The following is a 20,576-nucleotide window of genomic DNA, read 5'->3' on the forward strand; positions in this document are numbered from 1 at the left end:
CGAGGGGAGCGGCGATGGGAGCAAAAATGACCACACTCTATGGAATGATCGACAGCGGCAATTGCTACAAGCCGCGGCTGTTGATGGCCAAGCTCGGCATACCTTTCACCAATGTCGAGGTGAGCTCGCACACCGGCGACACGCGCAAGCCCGACTATGTCGCCAAGAACCCGAACGCCATGGTGCCGCTGCTCGAGCTCGACGACGGCAGGCGGCTTGCCGAATCCAACGCCATCCTGCTTTACCTCGCCGAAGGCACGCGGTTCGTGCCGGCCGACAGATACGAGCGGGCGCTAACCTATCAGTGGCTGTTTTTCGAGCAGTACAGCCACGAACCCTATATCGCGGTGCGCAAGGCGCTGCTCACCTTTCCCGAACGGGCCAAGGATGCGACGCCGGAACGGCTGGCGGTGACGCTGGAGCGCGGCAACAAGGCGCTCGGCGTAATGAACAAGCATCTGGCGGGCAGTGCGTTCTTTGCCGGTGAGGCATTGAGCGTCGCCGACATCGCGCTCTACGCCTATACGCATACGGCCGAGATGGGCGGTTTTCAGCTCGACGCCTATCCGGCGGTGGCGGCCTGGCTGAAACGAGTGGAGGCCGATCCGGGGCATGTGCCGATGGAGTGGCTGGGGTAGTACTGTCCTCACTCGTCGCCGCTTCGCGGCTCGCTCCGGGCAGGACGCACCAAAAGGCGCAACGCCCGGCGGGGCTTGCGGCCTTCGGCCGGGACACGAAAACCGAACAGAGATGGAATCCGAACAGCAAAAAGGCGGGACAAAATCCCGCCTTCCATGCTTGGTAGCCTGATCGGGAGCGTTTGGTCCGGGCCGGCAGCAATCTGCTGCTTCGGCTTGTCGGGGTTTTTCGCTCCGGTGCGCTTCTCGCGCGACTGTCAGTACATCCGTGACTTGCCGCGCGCCCCGAGCTATCGCCCGGTGCGCGCCATTCGCAAAATCAGGCTGCCTTGCTCAGAGATCCAGCGGACGACTTGCCAGTGCGGCGGTCCTGCTCGATCTCGAAGTTGATCTTCTGGCCTTCGACCAGGGTCGACAGCCCAGCGCGCTCGACTGCGGAGATGTGGACGAAAACGTCCGCGCCGCCGCTGTCAGGCTGGATGAAGCCGAAACCCTTGGTGGAATTAAACCACTTGACCGTACCTGTTGCCATTTTGATAGTCCTTTTACGTTTGCTTTAGCTTGACCGAACAAAGTCCAGCCGGTTTGTATCGAGATTTTGGAGATAGACGTCAGCAAACGCGAATATCGCGAGGCCCGGATCGATCGGCCGAAATATCAATGGACATCATATAGTCCGCTTCTCCGCAAAAAACAAGACGGCACGAAAAAAGGCGCTGATGCGGCGCTGCCCAACGGCCGCCCCAATCGCGTGAAAGCCTTTCAACATCGCGCGTTGCGGAGGGTTCGCATCGCCTATCGCGCACGTTGCGGGGAAGGATCGTGCCGCCTTCGAGCGTCCGGTCCTGTTTTGGGAGAGGACCATGAGAACTGTTCTGCTTGCCGCCTGCCTGACGCTGGTGGCCGCCGAGGCGCAGGCGATCTCGCGCTACGATCCGAGCCGCATGAGCTGCGGCAGAGTGCGGGCGACGATCGCGCGAGAGGGCGCCGTCATCCTGCGTTACCAGTCGACGCGCACGCCGGGGCTGCCGCTCTACGACCGCTATGTGCGGAGCCAGGGTTTCTGCAACATGGGGGAGGTCAGGGCACGGGCGTCAGTGCCAAGCGCCGATTCGACGTCCTGCATCGTCTACAAATGCAAGCGGGTGGACACAGACCGGCGTTTCCGCCGGCGCATCTTTCCGGACTAGCAACGTCCGGCCTCAGAATCCGAATGATACCTGCGCCGGCGGCGGCGGGCCGACACGCACGCCTTCCATCGCCAGCATCTTTCCCTTGGTGGTCGAGCCGCCCGGCGCAGAAAAACCGCCGATCTTGCCGCCGGCGGCAAGAATGCGGTGGCAAGGGATGACCAGCGGCACCGGGTTGGCGCCGAGCGCCGCACCCGTCTCACGCGCCAGCCCAGCATGGCCGGCGCGCTTGGCCAGTTCGCCATAGGTGGTGGTCTCGCCGAAGGCGAGCTTGCGCGCCGCGTCGTAGATGGCGAGGCGGAAATCGTCGACGCCGGTGAGATCGACCGGCACACCGGAGAAATCGATGTCTTCGCCGGCTGCATAGGCCTGTATCGACCCGATCAGCTCGGTAACCCATTGCGGTTGGGCGCTCGAACCGGCGCTGCCGGCATGGCGCAGCAGCCGGCGTTCCACCGCGTCGCGGTTGCGCTGGGGCAGGCAAAGCCTCGTCAGTCCGGCCTCGCTCCAGGCGATCCCCATGAAGCCGATCACGGTTTCGAAGACCGCGTGGCCGGCGGTGGCCTGAGAGGTGCTTTCCATGATGTGCTCCTTCCGCAGAAACGGATGGGAATCCAGTACATATCGAGAACGAGATATCGCATTTTCAGGTTGCTGTTGCCACCCGAAAATCATTCGAAGTCCACAACAGGCTGCGGATTGCCGGGGGAAAGGCGCTGGTGTAAGGACTTTCTTAACAGACGAACCGGACCCGAGCGCGGCTTGCCAGCAAAAATCATTTTTCCCGCGATCGGCGTGATGCTCGCTGCGGCCGGTCTCAGCGGCTGCAGCTCGACCTCGCAGACGAAGGCCGTGCCTTCCCTGACTGAAACCGCCGCCGCGGGCGCTGATGCCGGCTTTACGCTGGCTCTGCCCGACACGGTTTCGGTGCTGCCGGAATCGTCCGGCATCGCGCCTGTCCAGGCGGTGGCGCTGGCCGTCGACCCCGCCGCGACGCCTGTCCAGCCAGCAGCCTTTGCCGGACCGACCCCGCTGGCCGCAACTGCACCTGCAGCCATGACGGCCGGTGCCGCCCCAGCCGGCGCAGCACCTGTCTATGCGACGGCCGCTGTCGCCATGCCGGTCACCGGCGAGACAGGCAAGACGATGCCCGGCGTTCAGCAGGCCGCCTATGTCGCGCCTGACGACCCATCCGCCCTGCTTTCGACCAGCCCTGCCAAAAAGTATTCGGCGGGACCGCGCGGCGAGATCGAACGGCTGATCGAGAAATATGCCGTCCTCTACGAGGTGCCGGTCGATCTGGTGCGCCGTGTCGTCAGCCGCGAGAGCACCTTCAATCCCAAGGCCTACAGTCGCGGCCATTGGGGGCTGATGCAGATCAAGCATGCGACGGCGCGCGGCATGGGCTATGACGGGCCGGCGAGCGGGTTGTTCGACGCCGAGACTAATCTGAAATATGCGGTGAAATATCTGCGCGGCGCCTGGCTGGTGGCCGGCGGTAACGCCAAGCGCGCCGACCGCCTCTACCAGAGCGGCTATTATTACGACGCCAGGCGCAAGGGCATGCTGGAAGAAACCGGCCTTGGCCGCGACCGCGGCCGCCGTCGCCTGCAGCCCGATGCCTGAAAGCGCGTCGCGTTTGAATGGACACATGCGACGCGCTTTCAGGTCTTGTTTTTATGCATGTCGTTATCGCAAAACCGCTGCGCACTTTTGCGCGACAGGCATTGAACACCATGCCTGAGCCGCGCCCGCCGGCGCCGAACGACATAAGGCTGCGCAAGATCCTCGACGACACGCTTGCTCCGCCGCGCTGGCCGGAAGGTTTTGTCATGCGCGGCTTCGATGCCACCGACGCGCTCGCTTTGCATGCGCTGCTGACCACCGTGTTCGACGATGGCGCCGACGGGCCGTTCGACGAATGGTGGCCGCGCATTTCAAGCGACGCGGAATTCGACCCTGCATTGTGTTTCCTGGTCATCGACAGCAAGGGTCGGCTGGCGGGCGCGGCGCTGTGCTGGACGAGGGCGTTCGTGAAGGACCTTGCCGTCCATCCCGAGGCGCGCGGCCGAGGCATCGCCGAAGCGCTGATGTGGCACGTCTTCGCCGCCTTTCGCGCACGGGAAGCTGCGCATGTCGATCTCAAAACCAACACGGTCGAAAATGCCGCCGCGGTCAGGCTCTATGAGCGACTGGGAATGTTCGAAGTCGACTGGGAAGGCTAGCCCGGTTCTGGTCGGTTCCGCCCTCACGCTGCGGAAAGTGTATTGTTGGGAAACTGCTTCACATAGGTCGCCATCCGCAAATGCTAACACCCTGCCACGCCGTTCGGTCGGGGTAACGACCGGAAGGTGTCGGAGGGGGCTGCACCGGCATGTGTCAGCCGCGTTCCACGGCCGGTCCCGAGGTGGGTTCGGGATCCGACTGCTCGTACGCTACCTGGCACCGCCCGCGCATCTTCCTGTTTCCAAGGCCAACTGCTTTGTTATCGCTCAGTCGGCGCGTTGCCGATCTTCTGCTTGAGCTCGAGCGCCCAGGAGCGGCCTTCGTCGCCGCCCCATAGAAGCCAGGCGATGTAACCGGCCGACGGGTTTTCTTCACTGCCGAAGTTACGGCCCTTCTTGTCGACCTCATGGCGGGCGAAATAGCTGACCATGCGCTGGATGGTGGAGGGCGAAAGTTTATCGCGGTTCTTGAGCTCGGTCGCCCGCGCAACCCCGACCTCGGTGCCGCCGCGACCAAATATGCCGCGCAGCCTGAGGCCCATGGCGGCATTATCGGCAACGATCTGCGGGCAGCGCAGGTCGATTTCGTCATTGTCGGCTTCGCGCATGGTTCTTCCCGATATGGACCTATGATCCTGAACGAAAAATGCGTGAGATGCATCCCGTTCCGCAACGCTATTGCTTCGCAGTCGTTGGGGCCGACCTGAAAGGAACTGTCCACCAAGGCGACGAGCTGCATCTTGCCTGTATTCGTCTCACGGTTAAGCTTTGTTACAGCGGGGGCCCTCGAAAATCGGAGAAACACGATGCGGCTTCCCAAAACCGGCCTCGCCACCTTTATCCTCGCCGTTCCGCTATTCGCCAACGAGGCGCGAGCGGCCGACGATTGCGCCAATGCGATGGATCAAACGACCATGAACGAATGCGCCGGCAAGTCGCTCGCGAAGGCCGACAAAAAGCTCAACGACGCCTACAAGCAGATCGAGGGTCGGCTGAAGGACAATGCGGCGTCAAAGAAGCTGCTGGTCGATGCGCAGCGCGCCTGGGTCGCTTTCCGCGATGCCGAGTGCAAATTTCAGGGCGGCCCGCCCGACATGGCCGGCAGCATGTATCCAATGGTCGTCGCCGGCTGCCAGGAGGCCGTCACCGACAACCGGCTGAGGGATTTCCAGGGCTACCTCAATTGCCAGGAAGGCGATGCCAATTGCCCGGTGACGGCGGCGCAGTAACTTCGTTTGTCCCGGTATCCCATGTGAGGTCCCCCTCATCCGACCGCGGAGCCTGTCCTCGGGCTTGCCGGAGGCAAGACCCGTGGGCGGCAACCTTCTCCCCGGCGGGGAGAAGAGGTTGGCACCGGCGTTGACAGTCTCCTCTCCCTTGGGGGAGGTCAGCAGCGAAGCGGAGGCTGGGTGAGGGGACTTCTGCCGCTTGCGTGTGCAAAAATGTCGGAACCGTCCTTCGCGATGCGTCCTTGAGAGGCAAGGCGCGTTGCCGCGAACAGGCAGGCGTCGTCAAACGCACGGCTGATGGAGATGACGATGATCACCTTTCCCAACGAATCCCAGGAATACCGCGCCGCCCGCGAAACCCTTTTGCAGAAGGAGATCGAGCTGCGCCGCGCAATGGAGGATGTAGCCGTCGCCCGCCGCGCACTGCCGCCGGGCGGGCTGGTGCCTGAGGACTATGTGTTCGACGGGCTTGGCCCCGACGGCAAGCCGGCTCGGATAAAACTGTCGGAGCTGTTTTCGCCTGGCAAGGACACACTGATCGTCTACTCGATGATGTTTCCGCGCCATCCGCAGGAGACGCGCGACGTGGCGACAAGCGGCGGCACGGCCAAGCTCGCGCGGGCCGACCAGCCATGCCCGTCCTGCACGGCGCTGCTCGATCAGTTCGACGGCGCCATCGACCATCTCGAGGCCGCCGGCTTCAACTTCGCCGTGGTGGGCAAGACCGCGCTCGAAAACCTGATCACACTTGGCCGCGACCGTGGCTGGACGAACATGCGGCTGCTCTCCTCGGCCGGCAACAGCTTCAAGCGCGACTACCACGCCGAGGCCGACGACGGTGCGCAGTTGCCGATGCTGTCGGTGTTCCATCGCGACGCCGACGGCATTCGCCATTTCTGGAGTTCGGAGCTTGGTTTCGCGCCCACCGAACCCGGCCAGGACCCGCGCGCCGTCGGCACCTGCGAGCCCTTGTGGAACCTGATGGATTTCACACCTGAAGGCCGACCGGACTGGGATGAGCAGCTGCAGTATGCCGGCGCGTGCTGCCACTGACCTTGGCAGCCAAGCACATTCCGGCGTATCGGCGCCGGGCTGTGTTGGCAGGATCGCCGAAACCTCATTCCTGTCCCGTCGCGCAACTTCGCCGCTTGTGTCGCGTTGGACTCTTCGAGGATCACAAACCCGGAGATTTCCTGTGAAACCGCATCTCACGCTTGCCATGGTCGCTTTGTTTGCCGGCACGCCGGCCTTCGCCCAATCCGCCACGCCGGCCGACATACCGGCTGTCGGCGAAACCAAGATCGAGACCGAAACCTTCACCAGAACTGTCCCCAGCGCCAACCGCTTCGAGATTGAAAGCAGCAAGCTGGCCGAACAAAAGAATGTCGCCGCCGATGTCAGGGAATTCGCCGCGATGATGGTCAGGGATCACACCAAGGCTGGCAAGGATTTCAAGGCAGCTCTGGAACAGAGCCAGACCACGGCCTCGGTTACGGCGAGCGGCCCCGCTTTGTTGCCGAGGGATCAGACGATGCTAGACCAGCTCAAGGGCTTGGATGGCGATGAATTCCAGGCGAAATACATCCTCCTGCAGACCGAGGCGCACAAGCAGGCGTTGGCGCTGTTTTCCACCTATGCGCAGTCGGGCGAAGACCCGGCGCTGAAGGAATTCGCCAAGAAGACGCTACCGACGCTGCGGATGCACGAAAAACACATAAAGGATCTGGTGGCCGCTCACAGCTAATGCATATCGCCCAAAAGCATGCCCTCGGCCTTGACCCGGGCCTTGACCCGAGGGTGCGCGGCAGTTTGGGGATAACGACACGCATAAAACAAGTGCCTAAAGCGCGTCGCGACGCGCTTTAGGCTGGCGCAGCTCTCAGGTGTTCTTGATCTGCTCGACCGCGGTCACCAGCAGTTCGTCCATGGCGCCGCGAATCTGAACATCCGACTGGGCGACGCCCGCCGCGTCGAAATCGGCGCGTATTTTGCGCAACACGTCGTCGTCCCCGGCCTCTTCGAAGTCAGCGCGCACCACCTCTTTCGCATAGGCGTCGGCGTCCTCACCGGTTTTGCCGAGCTTTTCGGCGGCCCATAGGCCGAGCAGCTTGTTACGGCGCGCCATGGCCCTGAATTTCGTGTCCTCGTCCATCGCAAACTTCTTTTCGAAGCCTTCCTGACGGTCTCTCATACTGCTCATGGTGTGCCTCGTTCAGATGTGAGTCTCCGACCTTCATTCGATGGAGAAGAAGAGCGGGCTAGGGGTCGAACATGGCGTGCATAGATGTCAGAAGCAAGACCGGACCGTTCCTGCCGAACGGCAATCGCTTCAGGTTGGCGCTGCCCATAATGCCCTGCCTTCCAACGTTGGTGGTTGGCGAAAGCCGACGCGGCATCCAATCTCCCCCCTTGCGGGGGAGATGTCCGGCAGGACAGAGGGGGTGGGAAGGATCGCCAACTTCTGACTTGAGCCATTCCCAACCTGGATTCAGCTTGAGTGCGCGTATTGGTTGACAGGTCGGAGGGACAGCACCCCCCTCTGCCCTGCCGGGCATCTCCCCCGCAAGGGGGGGAGAACGGCAGCTTCGCCGACTGCCCGTCGCACCGATGTGATTTGACGTTGCCGCGCCGTGACCTAGTCTCGAATGGCGGGACGAACCGAGGAGGCGAGCGATGCAGTCACCTTTCAACGGGATCAGAAGCGCCGCGCTGACAGCAGCGGTGATCCTTGCCGCCGCCGCTACAGCTTACGCCCATCATGGCTGGTCGTGGACGCAGGACGGGTTTTTCGAACTCAGGGGCAAGATCACGGCCATCTATATCGGCAATCCGCACGCCACGCTGGATGTCGACGTCGAGGGAGAGGCCTGGCGGGTGGAGATGGCGCCGCCGTCCCGCACCATCGCCGCCGGCTTCACGGAGGAGGTTGCCAAGGTTGGCGACGAGGTGACCGCGATCGGCCACCGCTCGCTCGACGAGACCGAAAAGCGTATGAAAGCGTCCCGCGTCATCCTCAACGGCAAGAATTATGATGTCTATCCCGACCGCGTGCCGCCGGCCTGAATGGACGAGTTCCTCGCCGGCATCGAGCAACTCGCCTTCGTGCGGGCACTGAAGGCATCCTTCGTCGCATACCCCATCGTCAATGCGCTGCACATCATGTCGATCGGCGCGCTGCTGACCAGCGTCTGGCTGATGGACCTCAGGGTCCTCGGCGCATTCCGCTCGCTGCCCTACGCGGCGTTCATCGCGGTGCTGCGCCGCACCGCATTGGCCACGTTCGCCGGCGCGCTTGCCACGGGGTCGCTGCTCTTTTCAGTCAGGGCGAGCGAGTATGCGGCGATGCCAATTTTTCTGGCCAAGATGACACTCATCCTTCTCGCCGGGGCCAACTTCCTCGTCTTCATGCGCCGCGCAAAAGGCGGCGACGAGCCGGCGGGTGGGACTGTGACCATCCTGGCTGTGCTCTCGCTTGTGCTGTGGACGTCGGTGCTGTTCGCGGGACGGTTTATCGGGTTTCTCAACTAGAGCGAGCGACGGCAAAGACAGCTGTTTTGCGGTCAAATCTCGGGCGGGTTGGGCCGCCCTCTTCACCCTATGGGGTAGGCGGATCGGCACGAAAGGATCAGGGTGCTGTAGGAATCGCAGCGTTGGCGGGACAGCGCCCCCCTCTGGCCTGCCGGCCATCTCCCCCACAAGGAGGGAGATTGGCTAATCACCTAAGCAAAATACTCCTGCAGCGGCTGCACTTCCAAACTCCCCGCCCTCAGCGCTGCAATCGCCTCCGCCACCGCAGCCGCACCCGACAGCGTCGTGTAATACGGCACTTTCTGCATCAGCGTCGCGCGGCGCAGCGATTTCGAGTCCGACACCGCCTTCTGGCCATCAGTCGTGTTGAAGACGATCTGCACCTGGCGATTGCGGATGGCGTCCTCGATGTGTGGCCGTCCTTCCAGCACCTTGTTGATCTTTTCCGCGACGACGCCGTTTTCGGCGAGGAAGCGGGCGGTGCCTGAGGTGGCCATAACCTTGAAGCCTTGGCCGGCCAGGCGCTTGACCGCCGGCAATATGCCCTTCTTGTCCTCGTCGCGCACCGAGACGAACAGCGTGCCCGCGCGGGGGAGATCGACGCCCGCCCCTAACTGGCTCTTGGCGAAGGCCAGCGCGAAGTCGCGGTCGAGACCCATGACTTCGCCGGTCGAGCGCATTTCCGGGCCGAGCAATATGTCGACGCCGGGGAAGCGGGCGAAGGGGAACACCGCTTCCTTGACCGCGATGTGGCCGGGGTTGCGGGGGTCGGGCATGGCGCCATAATGGGCGAAGGCGTCTTCAAGCTTTTCGCCGGCCATGATGCGGGCGGCGATTTTCGCTATGGGACGGCCGATGGTCTTGGCGACGAAGGGCACGGTGCGCGACGCGCGCGGATTGACCTCCAGCACATAGACTGTGCCGTCCTTGATCGCATATTGCACGTTCATCAGCCCGCCGACATTGAGCGCGCGGGCGAGCGCGGCCGTCTGGCGCTCCAGCTCGTCGACAAGCTCCGAGGGCAGCGAGTGCACCGGCAGCGAGCAGGCACTGTCGCCCGAATGGATACCGGCCTCCTCGATATGTTCCAGGATGCCGGAGACGAAGGTCGACGTGCCGTCGCATAGGCAATCGACATCGACCTCGATGGCGCCCGAGAGATAGGTGTCGAACAATAGCGGGTTCTTGCCCAATAGCGTGTTGATCTGGCCGGTCTTGTCGTTGGGGTATTTCTGCTTGATGTCCTCCGGCACCAGGCCGGGCACGGTGTCGAGCAGGTAGGTCTGCAGCATGCTCTCGTCGTGGATGATCTGCATGGCACGGCCGCCGAGCACATAGGACGGGCGCACCACCAGCGGGAAGCCGAGCTCGCCGGCGACGAGGCGGGCTTGCTCGACCGAATAGGCGATGCCGTTCTTTGGCTGGCTTTGGCCAAGCTTGTGCAGCAGCTTCTGGAAACGGTCGCGGTCTTCGGCCAAATCGATCATGTCGGGCGAGGTGCCGAGGATCGGGATGCCAGCCTTCTCCAGCGCGTCGGCGAGCTTCAGCGGCGTCTGGCCGCCGAACTGGACGATGACGCCGACCAACTCGCCCGACGCCTGTTCGGCGCGCACGATCTCCAGCACGTCCTCCGGCGTCAGCGGCTCGAAATAGAGCCGGTCCGAGGTGTCGTAGTCGGTCGAGACGGTCTCCGGATTGCAGTTGATCATGATCGCCTCGAAGCCGGCATCGCGCAGCGCGAAAGCCGCGTGGCAGCAGCAATAGTCGAACTCGATGCCCTGGCCGATGCGGTTCGGGCCGCCGCCGAGGATGACGACCTTCTTGCGCGACGACACCTGCGCCTCGTTGGCGAGCGCGCCGGCGAAGGGCGTCTCATAGGTGGAATACATGTAGGCGGTGGGCGAGGCGAACTCGGCGGCGCAGGTGTCGATGCGCTTGTAAACCGGATGAACGTCGAGCTTTTCGCGAATCTTCTGAATCTCTTCCACGTCTTTCCTGACCAGGGACGCGAGGCGGGCGTCGGAAAAACCCATCGCCTTCAGCATGCGCAGATTGGCGGCGTCCTGCGGGATGCCATGCTCGCGGATGCGATCTTCCATGGCCAAAATGCCGGCGATCTGCTCGAGGAACCAAGGATCGATCTTGCACATGGCGTGCACATCTTCGAGCGAGGTGCCCATGCGGATCGCCTGCGCCACCATGCGCAGCCGGTCGGGCGTCGGCGTGCCCAATGCGGCGCGGATGGCGTTGCGGTCGTCGGCGTGGTTGGCTGGCGTGCTCCCGTGGCCGATGCCGGGGATCTCGATCTCGTCCAGACCCGTCAGGCCGGTTTCCAGTCCACGCAGCGCCTTCTGCAGCGATTCCTGAAAAGTGCGGCCGATGGCCATGACCTCGCCGACCGACTTCATCGCCGTAGTCAGCACCGGCTCGGCGCCGGGGAATTTCTCGAAGGCGAAGCGCGGGATTTTGGTGACGACGTAATCGATCGACGGTTCGAACGAAGCCGGCGTGGCGCCACCGGTGATGTCGTTCTCCAACTCGTCCAGCGTGTAGCCGACGGCGAGTTTCGCGGCGATCTTGGCGATGGGAAAACCGGTCGCCTTGGAGGCCAAGGCAGAGCTGCGCGAGACGCGCGGGTTCATCTCGATCACCACAAGTCTTCCATCTGCAGGATTCACGGCGAACTGCACGTTGGAGCCGCCGGTCTCGACGCCGATCTCGCGCAGCACCGCGATCGAGGCATTGCGCATCATTTGATATTCTTTGTCGGTCAGCGTCAGCGCAGGGGCGACGGTGATCGAGTCGCCGGTGTGCACGCCCATCGGGTCGATGTTCTCGATCGAGCAGACGATGATGCAATTGTCGGCCTTATCGCGGACGACCTCCATCTCGTACTCCTTCCAGCCGAGCACGCTTTCCTCGATCAGCACTTCGGTGGTCGGCGAGGCGTCGAGGCCCGACTGGACGATCTCGTAGAATTCGGCGCGATTGTAGGCAATGCCGCCGCCGGTGCCGCCCATGGTGAAGGACGGGCGAATGATGGCCGGCAGGCCGACATGGTCGAGCGCCTGTGCGGCGATAGCCATGGCGTGGCTGATGTAGCGCTGCTTGCGGTCGCCCTCGCCGAGGTTCCAGCGGGTTTCCAGCGCGTCGAGCGCGGCGTCGAGGTTCTCGGGCTTCTCAGCCTTGAGCGCGGCACGCTCGGCCTCGTGCGTCTTGCGGTCGGCGTTCTTGACGTCGGTGGCGTTGGCCAGCATCGACTTCGGCGTCTCCAGGCCGATCTTGTTCATCGCCTCGCGAAACAGCGCCCGGTCCTCGGCCTTGTCGATGGCATGCGCATCGGCGCCGATCATCTCGACATTGTAGCGTTCGAGCACACCCATGCGGCGCAGCGACAGAGCGGTGTTGAGCGCGGTCTGGCCGCCCATGGTCGGCAGCAGTGCGTCGGGCCGCTCCTTGGCGATGATCTTGGCTACCACCTCCGGCGTGATCGGCTCGATGTAGGTGGCGTCGGCCAGCTCCGGGTCGGTCATGATGGTGGCCGGGTTGGAATTGACCAGGATGACGCGAAAACCCTCTTCCTTCAGCGCCTTGCAGGCCTGGGTGCCCGAATAGTCGAACTCACAGGCCTGACCGATGACGATGGGGCCGGCCCCGATGATCAGGATCGACTTGATGTCGGTGCGTCTTGGCATATCGAGGGTCCGTTCGGCAGGCGGCTTGCACGAAAAACCGGACGGGAAGACCCGGCCGGTTGTGCTCGCGATTCTGGTATCAGGCTAGGAGGGCCTTATAGGGAAGAGTTTTGCCTGATGTAACCCCCTAAAATGCGGGTTTGTGTGGGGTTTCAACAGCAGGGCAATCGCTTCCCGTTGAATTCGCACTTCGCCGGGCGGCGCTGATTTCGACAATTAGGACAGCCCACTCCCCCTAGCTTCCGGTCGCCAAAGCATCAGGAATCTCGAAGCGTTCGGAAACGCCGACACGGATCATGTTCAGGCTGCCCTCGCGCGTGAAGCGGAATTCAGCTGATGCATTCGAACCGGCGGGCCGACCGGCCTGGAAACTGATGATGCGGGTGCCGCCATCGGGCCAGGTCACGGTCACCTCGGCTTTGTCGCCCGTATGCACAACGCCCGCCTTGCAGCTGGTCATCGGCTGGCCGACATAGCGCGCGCAAGGAATCTCGTTGCGGGCACCCAGGGCCGGCGCGGGCCTCCCCGGCGGCTGCAGCCGCGCAACGGTCTGTGCGTTGGCCGGAGGCGCTGTATTGGCGGCGCGATGCCGGATGGGTTCCTCCGCTGCTGCGGGCGACTGCGTCTCGCCGGTCGAAGGATTTCCGCTGGCCGCGAGCGCCAGGCGGTAAGCGTCTTCGATGGCCGCCCTGCCGATTGCGTCGGCGGCTGTCATCGTGGTTTCTGGCGCGCCCAGGCGCGCTGTCAGGTCGGGAAGCGGCTGATCTGCGGATACCAGGTTCGAAACCTCGGGTGCAGGAGCCGTGCCTTCGCCGGTCGTTTCGGCATCCGCATCCGAAACGGCCGCCGGATTGTCGGGGTTCAGGTAGCGCGCGGGAGCCCATCCCGTCAGTTGCGGATTGTCAATTTCTGCGACCCTGCACCAGCGGTAGCCATTGACGTCGTTGCAGCCGAGATTGTTGACGCTCGTACCGTTAGGCAGCCGAGCCTTGATCTTGCCCATCGCCGATGCCGTGGCGCGGACGTTCAGGAGATCGCCTGGAGCGAGGTCGGTCACGATGGAAACGATCGGCGCCTCCTCGGCTTTGGCCGGCAGCAGCGCCGTCAGCAGGAGAAGGGCGGCAGTGAGCGCGTACAGCGTCGTTCGGAGCGTAACTGTGCGCCTCATCATTTTGGCCGTGGGCGATAGAAGCATTCCCGGAGGCGCGGCCTGGCACGGAAACGCCACCGCATTCCAGGTCGATTTTATAAACGACGACATGGCGCTATGTAAGTCCGAAAATGCGGCCCCGGCATGAACAAAGTTCAGGGTGCGGCATGAGCAAGCTCAGTCTGCGGCATGAGCAAGCTCAGCTTGGCGGCATGAGCTCGTACCTCGCTCAGCCTGAGGCATGAACGCGTTCCGCGTTCAGCCTGGGAACTCGTACCTCGTTCAACCCGACATAAACCCGGTTCGCAGCGCGTGGGCCCATTCCGGCCGTCCCGCCTGTTCGGCCTGCCGCGCTGCCGCCTCATGGTCATAGTCGACGGCGATGGCCGCAAAACGGTAGGGGCGGCCCGGCTCACCCAGTTCGACAATGCCGTAGCGTGCATGCGGAGAGCCTTGCTCCGAGACATGCGCCGGTGGCGTGTCGTCGCCATAAGCGGGGCAGCCGATGCTGCCCGGATTGAAGACGACAGGGCCGTCGGGGATACGGATCAGTTCGCTGCGGTGGCTATGGCCGCACAGCACGATGCGGCAAGCGGGATCGAGCGCGGCCAGCCGTCGCTTGATGGCGGCCAACGGTGCGCGCACCAGCCGGCCGCTGGCTATCGTATCGGTCAGATATTTTTCGTCGTGGTCGGGCCGAGCATGGAAGGCAACCACGCCCGGCGCGATCTCCAGCGTGAGGGGCAAGGCCAACAGCGCCTCGCGCTGCGCCGATGTCAGCCGTTCCTGCGCGTAGCGGTCGGACGGCCACATGGTTTCATCGGCGGAGTCGCGGGCGACGCGGCGATCGTGATTGCCGCGCACCGTCGGCAGGGCGAGCGCTTCAAGCCGCGCAAAAGTCTCGCGCGGCCAGAGCGGGCCGGAGACGCAATCGCCGAGATTGACGACGAGGTCGGCGCCGCCGCGCTGCCGCAGATCGTCGAGCACGGCGTCCAGGGCGAGGACGTTGCCGTGGATATCGGCGAGGACGGCAATGCGCATGGGAAGCTCCGTTGGTTGACGAGTTACTGGTCGGGAAGGGCGGACCTTGCAGGACTTTGGTTCCTCGCGGAAGTGAGGGAGAGGTGGCTCGGCGAAGCCGAGACGGAGAGGGGGACTGCCCGCCACCCTTGAGCCCTCAAAGCGATCGCTTGTTCGCTTCGGAGCCCCCTCTCCGGCCGCTTCGCGGCCACCTCTCCCCCCGTTGCACGGGGGCGAGGAACAGCCTCAGGCGCGGACTTCGATCTCGGACGCGCCTACCGCGGGCAGCGCCGTATCGTTGACGGCAGCGGCAATGACGCTGTCGAGCAGGCCCGGAAAGCGGGCATCGAGGTCGTCGCGGCGCAGCGTGATCAGCCGGCTGGTGCCGACCACCTCGGTGCGTGTGACGCCGGCCTCGCGTAATTTGGCAAGGTGATAACTGAGATTGGTTTTCGAGCAGAGGTCGAGGAACTGGCTGCAGTTCAGCGGCACGCCTTCCTTGCTGGCGAGATAGCGCACGATGGCCAGCCGGGTGGGGTCGCCGAGCACGGCAAGCACGTTTGACAGGCTGATCTGGTCGGCGGAGGGATGGGGCAGGGTCATGCCCAGGAACTAAGCGCAATCAGGGCCGATTTCAACGCATCTCCTCCTTGATGGATGCACGCAGTTTCCACCTCCCGCCACCTGGTCCTGACATAGAGCTGTCAGGAGGGTTCCGCTATTCTCAGGTGGCTTCATTGACACCATGCCCCATTATGTACAATTGTTCAATAACTTTTGAACTAAGGATCTGTTGCCATGGACAAGCGCCTCATCTGGCTTGCGCTCGGATCATTCACGATCGCGACCGAAGGCTTCGTCATTTCGAGCCTGTTGCCCGACATCGCAGCCGATGCCGCCATCTCGGTTCCACTCGCCGGGACGCTGATCACCGCCTTCGCGCTCGCCTATGCGCTCGGTACGCCGATCCTGGCGACGCTCACCGGCGAATGGGACCGTCGGCGCGTCATCTTGTGGACGCTGGTGTTTTTCGTGCTGGGCAATCTGGCGGCGGCGCTGAGTTCCTCGTTCGAATTGCTGCTGATAGCGCGCATCGTCATGGCGCTGTCGTCCGGCCTGTTCGCGGCGACGGCGCAGGGGACGGCCGTGGCGCTTGTCGATGATCATCACCGCGCCCGCGCCATTGCCGTCGTCGTCGGCGGCACCACGGTGGCGGTGGCGGTCGGCGCGCCGCTCGGCGCGCTTGTCGCGACCCTTGCCGGCTGGCGCGGCACATTCTTTGCCATCGCCGGGCTCGGCGCGCTGGCCGGCGCAATCCTGTGGTATCGGCTGCCGCGGGGCATCGTCGGCACCAAGCTGCCGCTCAGGCAGCGGCTGGCCGCAACGTTGCGCCCCGGCGTGCCATCGATCCTGCTGACCACGCTGCTGGCGCTCACCGGAGCCTTCACGGTCTTTGCCTTTGTCGCGCCGCTAGCCATCGAAGGCGGGGGTTTGAGTCCGATCGCGCTGCCCGGGATGCTGCTTGCCTTCGGCGTCGGCGCCGTCATCTGCAACATTGCCGGCGGGCAGGCCGCCGACCGCTTCGGCGCGACGCGCACCGTCAGCTGGTCGCTGGCGCTGAGTGCGGTCATGCTGGTCATGCTTTCGGTCATCCCGGCATTCCTGCCGCACAGCATCGCCGGGCCGGCGCTGATGGCCATGATGGTCCCGTGGGGTATCGTCGGCTGGGCCTTCCCGCCGGCGCAGGCAAGCCGCATCATCAGGCTGGCGCCCGACGCAGCGCCTATCGTGCTGTCACTCAACGGCTCGGCGCTCTATCTCGGCGTGGCGCTGGGCGCCGTCGTCGGCGGCACGGTGCTGCGCTATGGCGCGCCAGCCGATCTCGGCCTGGTCGCGGCAGTGTTCCCGATCCTGGGTCTTGGCGTCATGCTGGCCGGCCACCGGGCAGCACGGGCGATTGCCATGCCGGCCGAATAAAGTCTGGCTACCCGCTGGCCGAGACCTCAGGGCGCTGCCGGCGGTATACCAAAATCCAGCGCGGCGATGTCATCCAGCGCCGAGCGCAGCCTTGCCGCCTGCTCCTTGCCGACAATGTCCTCGAAACGCTGCTGGGCGACGCGCCACAGCTTCATGGCTTCATCGAGCTTGACCGAGCCCTGCGGCGTCAGCCGCACGCGCTTGATGCGGCGGTCGTCCGGATCAGTGAAGGTCTCGACGTAACCGTCGCGGATCAGCGGCTTCAGCGTATGGCCAAGTGCCGACAGGTCCATGACGAGGGCCGCGGCAATGGCGCCCATGGCCGGCTCGTCGCCGATATGGATCTGGTAGAGCAGACCTTGCTGGGTCGCCTTCAGGCCCGAGGGGGCCAGCACATCGTCATAGAACTGGCCGAGCTTGCGCGTCGCGCGGCGCAGCACGGCGTTGCTGCAAAGGCTCAGGCCGGGGAGGGTGGCTTTCGGCATCGTGTTTCCCTGGCGGGGCGAGATGACGTCCAGCCGCCTTGCGCACAAATAATCTTCGGTTCCATCATTGACAAGATAATGGCATATGCCTACTTCGCAAATGGTGGCATATGCCACTAAATGGGATCAGATGGCTAGCCGGCGACGCCAGTGGTGATTGCCCATGGCACCGACGCCCAGGTGAAGCGAAGCAAATCGGTCGAGAAGGAACAGGACAATGAGTGGACAAAGCAACAAAGGCACGGCGGTGGTCACCGGCGCTTCGTCGGGCATCGGCGCGGTCTATGCGGACCGGCTGGCCGGCCAAGGCTATGATCTGGTGCTGGTGGCGCGGCGCGCCGACCGGCTCGAGGAACTGGCGGAGAAGCTGCGCTATGCACATGGGCGCAAGGTCAGCGTGATCAGTGCCGACCTCGCCGACGACAACGATCTGCGCCGCATCGAGCAGGCGATATCAGTCGACGACAGCGTCACGCTGCTGGTCAACAATGCCGGCCTTGGCGGGGCGCAAGTGGTGGCGACAGCTGACGCTGACGTCGCCGAGCGCATGATCAAGGTCAATGTCGTGGCGCTGACACGCTTGACACGCGCCGTGCTGCCGGGCCTGATCGCGCGCAACCGCGGCGCCATCGTCAACATCGCCTCGGTGCTCGCCTTCGACACGTCGTTCGGCGGCATCTACAGCGGCACCAAGGCCTATGTCGTCAACTTCACCGAGGCCTTGCAGCGCGAAGTCGCCGGCACCGAAGTGAAGGCGCAGGTCGTGCTGCCGGGGGCTACCCGGACCGATTTCTGGGAGGTTGCCGGAAGCGATATCGATAGCCTTCCGAAGGAGATCATCATGACGGCCGACGATCTGGTCGACGCCGCACTTGTTGGCCTGGCCAGGGGCGAAGCCGTTACCGCGCCGGCGCTTGCCGATGCGGCCAAGCTCGACACTTTCCTTGGCGCCCGGCAAGCCTTCTACGGCAGCCTGCATGCTGACAAACCGGCTGCGCGCTACGCGGCTTGAACCAAGGCGTGGCGGTTGGCGTCTACGCCGACCGGCCACATCGGAATGATCGAGGCGGCCAATACGAGCCCAAGTACAATGTTGAGCGCGCGCCACTGCCGCTCGTTTCTCAGCAGCCTGGCGCGCAGCGTGCCGGCCACGCACCACGCCGACAGCGCCAGCGCGGCCGCCAGGCCGAAGACCGCGCCGAGCGATCAACCTGGCGAAGCATAGCGTCGGTCCCGCCGCGCGGGAGTTTGCGGTTCACATCCGGGAGGGCTGGCGCGGAGGCAACAGGCGGCATGAGGAACGTCTGATTGATTGCGGCTTAAGCTGCGCCTACCGGCAGAACCCAGGGCCTGCAACCCTTCCATTACGTCCAGTTCTTACGCCGTTCGAGCTCGGCTTCGGAAGGCTGTTCCGGCACGAAAGACCCGGTCTTGATCTCGCCGGCGCGCTCATAGGTCGCCATGATGACGCCGGTGCTCGACGTCTGCGAGCGGGTGAGCTTGAAGGCGGCGGGCATCGCGCCGTCACCGAACAGCCGCTTGCCCTTGCCCAGCACCAGCGGGAAGGTCAGCAGGCTGATCTCGTCGATCAGGTCGTTGGCGAGCAAGGTCTGGATGAGTTCGCTCGATCCCTGGATGAGCAGGTCCGGCCCGTCCTCCTGCTTGAGCTGGCGCAGTGTGGCCACGACGTCGTCGCCGAGGGACCGGCTGTTTTGCCAGGACAGCGTATCGGGCCGGTGCGTGGCCACATATTTGGTGGCGGCGTTGAAGCTGTCGCCGATCGGATCGTTCTTCTGATACGGCCAATGCGCGGCGAAGATGTCGTAGGTCTTGCGGCCGAGGAGAAGCGCGAATGGTTTTGCGAAAGTCTCACCAATAAAGGCGCCGCCGACGTCGTCCCAGTAATGGATCGTCCAGCCACCGAATTTGAAGCCGCCGACCGGGTCTTCTTCCGGCCCACCGGGCGCCTGCATAACGCCGTCGAGGCTGACGAATGTCGCAGTGATGATCTTCCTCATTGGATTCTCCCTTTCATTATCGGTGCCGTCGGGGCCGGATTTCGGCCAAAGGACGTGCGAGTGGACGCCGGTCCGACAGGGGTCACAAAATTTTGGATTCCGGCGCGTGGCGACAGGCAAGGACGGGCGCGTCGCCTCGGCGACTTCATTGCGGCCGCCTGCCGTCAACCTTTTGCTTTTGCGACGAGAACCAGACGTCGCCGATGACGGCGGTGGCGGTGCGGTCCGGTGCCTTGTCGGCCGTCAGCCAGATCGAACGGCTTCGTGCCGCCTTGTCGCGGTCGAGGACTTTCGCCGCGGGGGTTGCCGCCGAGGCCCCGATGCAAGGGATGAACCACGACCGCATGAACGGATCGCAGGCAAAGCCCTGTTCGGTGCGGGTCACCATCACCGCAAGGCCAACGCGCTCGGCCGGGCGCCACGGAAAGACCATGCGAGCGCCGGGCTTTAGCGCTTTCAGCCACTCGGCTGGTGGTGCTGCGACGCCGGCATTGACATAGATGATGTCGGACGGTGGCAGGCTGCCGATGACCGCATCGCCATGGATGACGGTCACATTGCCATAGTCTTCGAGGTTCTGTCTCGCGCGGTCGGCGAGACTGGATTCCAGTTCGAAGGCGGTGACTGCGCCGCCAGGTGAAACCAGCTGTGCCAGCAGAGCTGTGTAGTAGCCGGTGCCGGCGCCGACATGGGTGACGGTCTCGCCGGGTTTTGGCGCCACCTTGCCGATCCACATGGCATGCAGGAACGGCTCGCCATTGTTGATGCCCTTGTCGGCGTCGAGCGACACCAGCACGTTCTGATAGACGTGAACAGGATCGGTGCTCGGCGTTTCGACCTTGCCCTTGCCGGCGACGACCGACCACGGCCCGGGCCCGAGAAAGGCCTCGCGCGGCACCGCGGCGAACACGTCTTCGAGACGCGGATCGGCCGGACCCGCATGGGCAGCCAGCAGTCGCGCATAAAAGCGGCGCACATCGGCGAGATCGGTCATGGCCTCAAGATAGCGCACACTGCCGATTTGTCGCGTCAGTCCAGATCGCCTGTGGCTGACGCATCAGCGCCGAGATGCTTGGAGCGTTTCGCAAGGCAGTGATGGCGACACGCTAAATCTACCGCCATTGCCGACACTGCCGGAACCGCCGCGTTGCCGCTGCGTTTGAGATCGTGCCAAGCGATTGGCGCGAGACCGAAGAGAATACCATGGGCGTTGGACAGGCACCGACAACGAAGGGCAAGCAAGCGGCCAAGGTTTGAAGCAGGCTGCGGCGAAGGACGAACGCAAGACGGAAGCGGAAACCGGCCGCCCGCTCAAAAAGGGCGCGGTCCGCTTCGACGAGCGGTCGAAAAGCTCGGACGGCAAGAGCGCGGGTACCAAGCAGAAGATCTGAGCGTAACCGCTAAGTCCAAGACCAAAAAAG

At 63.9% G+C, this 20,576-nt stretch carries 22 protein-coding genes and 1 pseudogene; 12 read left to right on the plus strand and 11 right to left on the minus strand.

Annotation, left to right across the window (positions count from 1 at the left end; genetic code table 11):
• Positions 1 to 26: 26 nt before the first annotated feature.
• Positions 27 to 638, plus strand: coding sequence for a glutathione S-transferase family protein (locus tag A9K68_RS11515; RefSeq protein ID WP_065012067.1), 612 nt, complete (start codon positions 27 to 29; stop codon positions 636 to 638).
• A gap of 319 nt (positions 639 to 957) precedes the next feature.
• Here the strand turns inward: A9K68_RS11515 and A9K68_RS11520 are convergent, their stop codons facing one another.
• Positions 958 to 1,170, minus strand: coding sequence for a cold-shock protein (locus A9K68_RS11520; protein ID WP_023678332.1), 213 nt, complete (start codon positions 1,168 to 1,170; stop codon positions 958 to 960).
• A gap of 331 nt (positions 1,171 to 1,501) precedes the next feature.
• Between A9K68_RS11520 and A9K68_RS11525 the strand changes: the two genes are divergently transcribed.
• Complete coding sequence (locus A9K68_RS11525; protein WP_065012020.1) at positions 1,502 to 1,828, plus strand: hypothetical protein; 327 nt, start codon at positions 1,502 to 1,504, stop codon at positions 1,826 to 1,828.
• Positions 1,829 to 1,840: 12 nt separating this feature from the next.
• On the opposite strand, the gene A9K68_RS11530 is transcribed toward A9K68_RS11525, so the two are convergent.
• Positions 1,841 to 2,410 (minus strand): methylated-DNA--[protein]-cysteine S-methyltransferase, encoded by a 570-nt coding sequence (locus A9K68_RS11530; RefSeq protein WP_065012021.1) that lies wholly within the window; start codon positions 2,408 to 2,410, stop codon positions 1,841 to 1,843.
• 180 nt (positions 2,411 to 2,590) lie between these two features.
• Between A9K68_RS11530 and A9K68_RS11535 the strand changes: the two genes are divergently transcribed.
• The gene (locus A9K68_RS11535; protein ID WP_065012022.1) at positions 2,591 to 3,454 is read left to right on the plus strand and encodes a lytic transglycosylase domain-containing protein; all 864 of its coding nucleotides are present in this window, start codon (positions 2,591 to 2,593) and stop codon (positions 3,452 to 3,454) included.
• A 110-nt stretch (positions 3,455 to 3,564) separates the two neighbouring features.
• On the plus strand, positions 3,565 to 4,053 hold the full coding sequence (locus tag A9K68_RS11540) for a GNAT family N-acetyltransferase (RefSeq protein ID WP_065012068.1): 489 nt from the start codon (positions 3,565 to 3,567) through the stop codon (positions 4,051 to 4,053).
• 260 nt (positions 4,054 to 4,313) lie between these two features.
• On the opposite strand, the gene A9K68_RS11545 is transcribed toward A9K68_RS11540, so the two are convergent.
• Positions 4,314 to 4,661, minus strand: coding sequence for a hypothetical protein (locus tag A9K68_RS11545; protein WP_029350104.1), 348 nt, complete (start codon positions 4,659 to 4,661; stop codon positions 4,314 to 4,316).
• A gap of 198 nt (positions 4,662 to 4,859) precedes the next feature.
• On the opposite strand from A9K68_RS11545, the gene A9K68_RS11550 reads away from it, so the two are divergent.
• The 3 genes from A9K68_RS11550 to A9K68_RS11560 all read left to right on the plus strand — a co-directional run bounded on the left by A9K68_RS11550 (position 4,860) and on the right by A9K68_RS11560 (position 7,026).
• On the plus strand, positions 4,860 to 5,282 hold the full coding sequence (locus A9K68_RS11550) for a lysozyme inhibitor LprI family protein (protein WP_065012023.1): 423 nt from the start codon (positions 4,860 to 4,862) through the stop codon (positions 5,280 to 5,282).
• A gap of 309 nt (positions 5,283 to 5,591) precedes the next feature.
• Positions 5,592 to 6,335 carry a DUF899 family protein gene (locus A9K68_RS11555; protein WP_065012069.1) on the plus strand — a complete coding sequence of 248 codons (744 nt, stop codon included), beginning with the start codon at positions 5,592 to 5,594 and terminating at the stop codon, positions 6,333 to 6,335.
• Between the two features lie 142 nt (positions 6,336 to 6,477).
• Positions 6,478 to 7,026, plus strand: a complete 549-nt coding sequence (locus A9K68_RS11560; protein ID WP_065012024.1) for a DUF4142 domain-containing protein — start codon at positions 6,478 to 6,480, stop codon at positions 7,024 to 7,026.
• A 135-nt stretch (positions 7,027 to 7,161) separates the two neighbouring features.
• Here the strand turns inward: A9K68_RS11560 and A9K68_RS11565 are convergent, their stop codons facing one another.
• Entirely contained in the window at positions 7,162 to 7,482 is a 321-nt protein-coding gene (locus A9K68_RS11565; protein ID WP_065012025.1) for a DUF1476 domain-containing protein, read from the minus strand.
• A gap of 473 nt (positions 7,483 to 7,955) precedes the next feature.
• Between A9K68_RS11565 and A9K68_RS11570 the strand changes: the two genes are divergently transcribed.
• Positions 7,956 to 8,345: a DUF6152 family protein gene (locus A9K68_RS11570; RefSeq protein WP_065012026.1), complete on the plus strand. Its 390-nt coding sequence runs from the start codon at positions 7,956 to 7,958 to the stop codon at positions 8,343 to 8,345.
• Positions 8,346 to 8,810 (plus strand): DUF6644 family protein, encoded by a 465-nt coding sequence (locus A9K68_RS11575; RefSeq protein WP_065012027.1) that lies wholly within the window; start codon positions 8,346 to 8,348, stop codon positions 8,808 to 8,810.
• A gap of 191 nt (positions 8,811 to 9,001) precedes the next feature.
• On the opposite strand, the gene carB is transcribed toward A9K68_RS11575, so the two are convergent.
• The 4 genes from carB to A9K68_RS11595 all read right to left on the minus strand — a co-directional run bounded on the left by carB (position 9,002) and on the right by A9K68_RS11595 (position 15,278).
• Entirely contained in the window at positions 9,002 to 12,505 is a 3,504-nt protein-coding gene (carB, locus tag A9K68_RS11580) for a carbamoyl-phosphate synthase large subunit (RefSeq protein WP_065012028.1), read from the minus strand.
• A gap of 235 nt (positions 12,506 to 12,740) precedes the next feature.
• Entirely contained in the window at positions 12,741 to 13,508 is a 768-nt protein-coding gene (locus tag A9K68_RS11585; protein WP_348640714.1) for an SH3 domain-containing protein, read from the minus strand.
• Positions 13,509 to 13,937: 429 nt separating this feature from the next.
• Positions 13,938 to 14,696, minus strand: a complete 759-nt coding sequence (locus A9K68_RS11590) for a metallophosphoesterase family protein (protein WP_065012029.1) — start codon at positions 14,694 to 14,696, stop codon at positions 13,938 to 13,940.
• 225 nt (positions 14,697 to 14,921) lie between these two features.
• The gene (locus tag A9K68_RS11595; RefSeq protein ID WP_065012030.1) at positions 14,922 to 15,278 is read right to left on the minus strand and encodes a helix-turn-helix transcriptional regulator; all 357 of its coding nucleotides are present in this window, start codon (positions 15,276 to 15,278) and stop codon (positions 14,922 to 14,924) included.
• A 195-nt stretch (positions 15,279 to 15,473) separates the two neighbouring features.
• Between A9K68_RS11595 and A9K68_RS11600 the strand changes: the two genes are divergently transcribed.
• A complete protein-coding gene (locus tag A9K68_RS11600) occupies positions 15,474 to 16,652 on the plus strand; it encodes an MFS transporter (RefSeq protein WP_065012031.1) in 1,179 nt (392 codons plus the stop codon).
• A 26-nt stretch (positions 16,653 to 16,678) separates the two neighbouring features.
• On the opposite strand, the gene A9K68_RS11605 is transcribed toward A9K68_RS11600, so the two are convergent.
• Positions 16,679 to 17,137: a MarR family winged helix-turn-helix transcriptional regulator gene (locus A9K68_RS11605; RefSeq protein ID WP_065012071.1), complete on the minus strand. Its 459-nt coding sequence runs from the start codon at positions 17,135 to 17,137 to the stop codon at positions 16,679 to 16,681.
• A 217-nt stretch (positions 17,138 to 17,354) separates the two neighbouring features.
• Between A9K68_RS11605 and A9K68_RS11610 the strand changes: the two genes are divergently transcribed.
• A complete protein-coding gene (locus tag A9K68_RS11610; RefSeq protein WP_065012032.1) occupies positions 17,355 to 18,149 on the plus strand; it encodes an SDR family oxidoreductase in 795 nt (264 codons plus the stop codon).
• A 352-nt stretch (positions 18,150 to 18,501) separates the two neighbouring features.
• Here the strand turns inward: A9K68_RS11610 and A9K68_RS11620 are convergent, their stop codons facing one another.
• A complete protein-coding gene (locus A9K68_RS11620; protein WP_065012072.1) occupies positions 18,502 to 19,155 on the minus strand; it encodes a dihydrofolate reductase family protein in 654 nt (217 codons plus the stop codon).
• 145 nt (positions 19,156 to 19,300) lie between these two features.
• The gene (locus tag A9K68_RS11625; RefSeq protein WP_065012073.1) at positions 19,301 to 20,149 is read right to left on the minus strand and encodes a protein-L-isoaspartate O-methyltransferase; all 849 of its coding nucleotides are present in this window, start codon (positions 20,147 to 20,149) and stop codon (positions 19,301 to 19,303) included.
• A 209-nt stretch (positions 20,150 to 20,358) separates the two neighbouring features.
• Between A9K68_RS11625 and A9K68_RS11630 the strand changes: the two are divergent.
• Positions 20,359 to 20,546, plus strand: a pseudogene (locus tag A9K68_RS11630) (hypothetical protein).
• Positions 20,547 to 20,576: the final 30 nt, after the last annotated feature.

The organism is Mesorhizobium sp. AA22 (assembly GCF_001672375.2).
Classification (GTDB): domain Bacteria; phylum Pseudomonadota; class Alphaproteobacteria; order Rhizobiales; family Rhizobiaceae; genus Mesorhizobium; species Mesorhizobium wenxiniae.

Excerpts from the sequence above, each read along its gene's own strand:
- A9K68_RS11515 (WP_065012067.1), top strand. The coding sequence starts at position 27 with ATGACCACACTCTATGGAATGATCGACAGCGGCAATTGCTACAAGCCG.
- A9K68_RS11520 (WP_023678332.1), bottom strand. The coding sequence starts at position 1,170 with ATGGCAACAGGTACGGTCAAGTGGTTTAATTCCACCAAGGGTTTCGGC.
- A9K68_RS11525 (WP_065012020.1), top strand. The coding sequence starts at position 1,502 with ATGAGAACTGTTCTGCTTGCCGCCTGCCTGACGCTGGTGGCCGCCGAG.
- A9K68_RS11530 (WP_065012021.1), bottom strand. The coding sequence starts at position 2,410 with ATGGAAAGCACCTCTCAGGCCACCGCCGGCCACGCGGTCTTCGAAACC.
- A9K68_RS11540 (WP_065012068.1), top strand. The coding sequence starts at position 3,565 with ATGCCTGAGCCGCGCCCGCCGGCGCCGAACGACATAAGGCTGCGCAAG.
- A9K68_RS11545 (WP_029350104.1), bottom strand. The coding sequence starts at position 4,661 with ATGCGCGAAGCCGACAATGACGAAATCGACCTGCGCTGCCCGCAGATC.
- A9K68_RS11550 (WP_065012023.1), top strand. The coding sequence starts at position 4,860 with ATGCGGCTTCCCAAAACCGGCCTCGCCACCTTTATCCTCGCCGTTCCG.
- A9K68_RS11555 (WP_065012069.1), top strand. The coding sequence starts at position 5,592 with ATGATCACCTTTCCCAACGAATCCCAGGAATACCGCGCCGCCCGCGAA.
- A9K68_RS11565 (WP_065012025.1), bottom strand. The coding sequence starts at position 7,482 with ATGAGCAGTATGAGAGACCGTCAGGAAGGCTTCGAAAAGAAGTTTGCG.
- A9K68_RS11570 (WP_065012026.1), top strand. The coding sequence starts at position 7,956 with ATGCAGTCACCTTTCAACGGGATCAGAAGCGCCGCGCTGACAGCAGCG.
- A9K68_RS11575 (WP_065012027.1), top strand. The coding sequence starts at position 8,346 with ATGGACGAGTTCCTCGCCGGCATCGAGCAACTCGCCTTCGTGCGGGCA.
- carB (WP_065012028.1), bottom strand. The coding sequence starts at position 12,505 with ATGCCAAGACGCACCGACATCAAGTCGATCCTGATCATCGGGGCCGGC.
- A9K68_RS11585 (WP_348640714.1), bottom strand. The coding sequence starts at position 13,508 with ATGGGCAAGATCAAGGCTCGGCTGCCTAACGGTACGAGCGTCAACAAT.
- A9K68_RS11590 (WP_065012029.1), bottom strand. The coding sequence starts at position 14,696 with ATGCGCATTGCCGTCCTCGCCGATATCCACGGCAACGTCCTCGCCCTG.
- A9K68_RS11595 (WP_065012030.1), bottom strand. The coding sequence starts at position 15,278 with ATGACCCTGCCCCATCCCTCCGCCGACCAGATCAGCCTGTCAAACGTG.
- A9K68_RS11600 (WP_065012031.1), top strand. The coding sequence starts at position 15,474 with ATGGACAAGCGCCTCATCTGGCTTGCGCTCGGATCATTCACGATCGCG.
- A9K68_RS11605 (WP_065012071.1), bottom strand. The coding sequence starts at position 17,137 with ATGCCGAAAGCCACCCTCCCCGGCCTGAGCCTTTGCAGCAACGCCGTG.
- A9K68_RS11610 (WP_065012032.1), top strand. The coding sequence starts at position 17,355 with ATGAGTGGACAAAGCAACAAAGGCACGGCGGTGGTCACCGGCGCTTCG.
- A9K68_RS11620 (WP_065012072.1), bottom strand. The coding sequence starts at position 19,155 with ATGAGGAAGATCATCACTGCGACATTCGTCAGCCTCGACGGCGTTATG.
- A9K68_RS11625 (WP_065012073.1), bottom strand. The coding sequence starts at position 20,149 with ATGACCGATCTCGCCGATGTGCGCCGCTTTTATGCGCGACTGCTGGCT.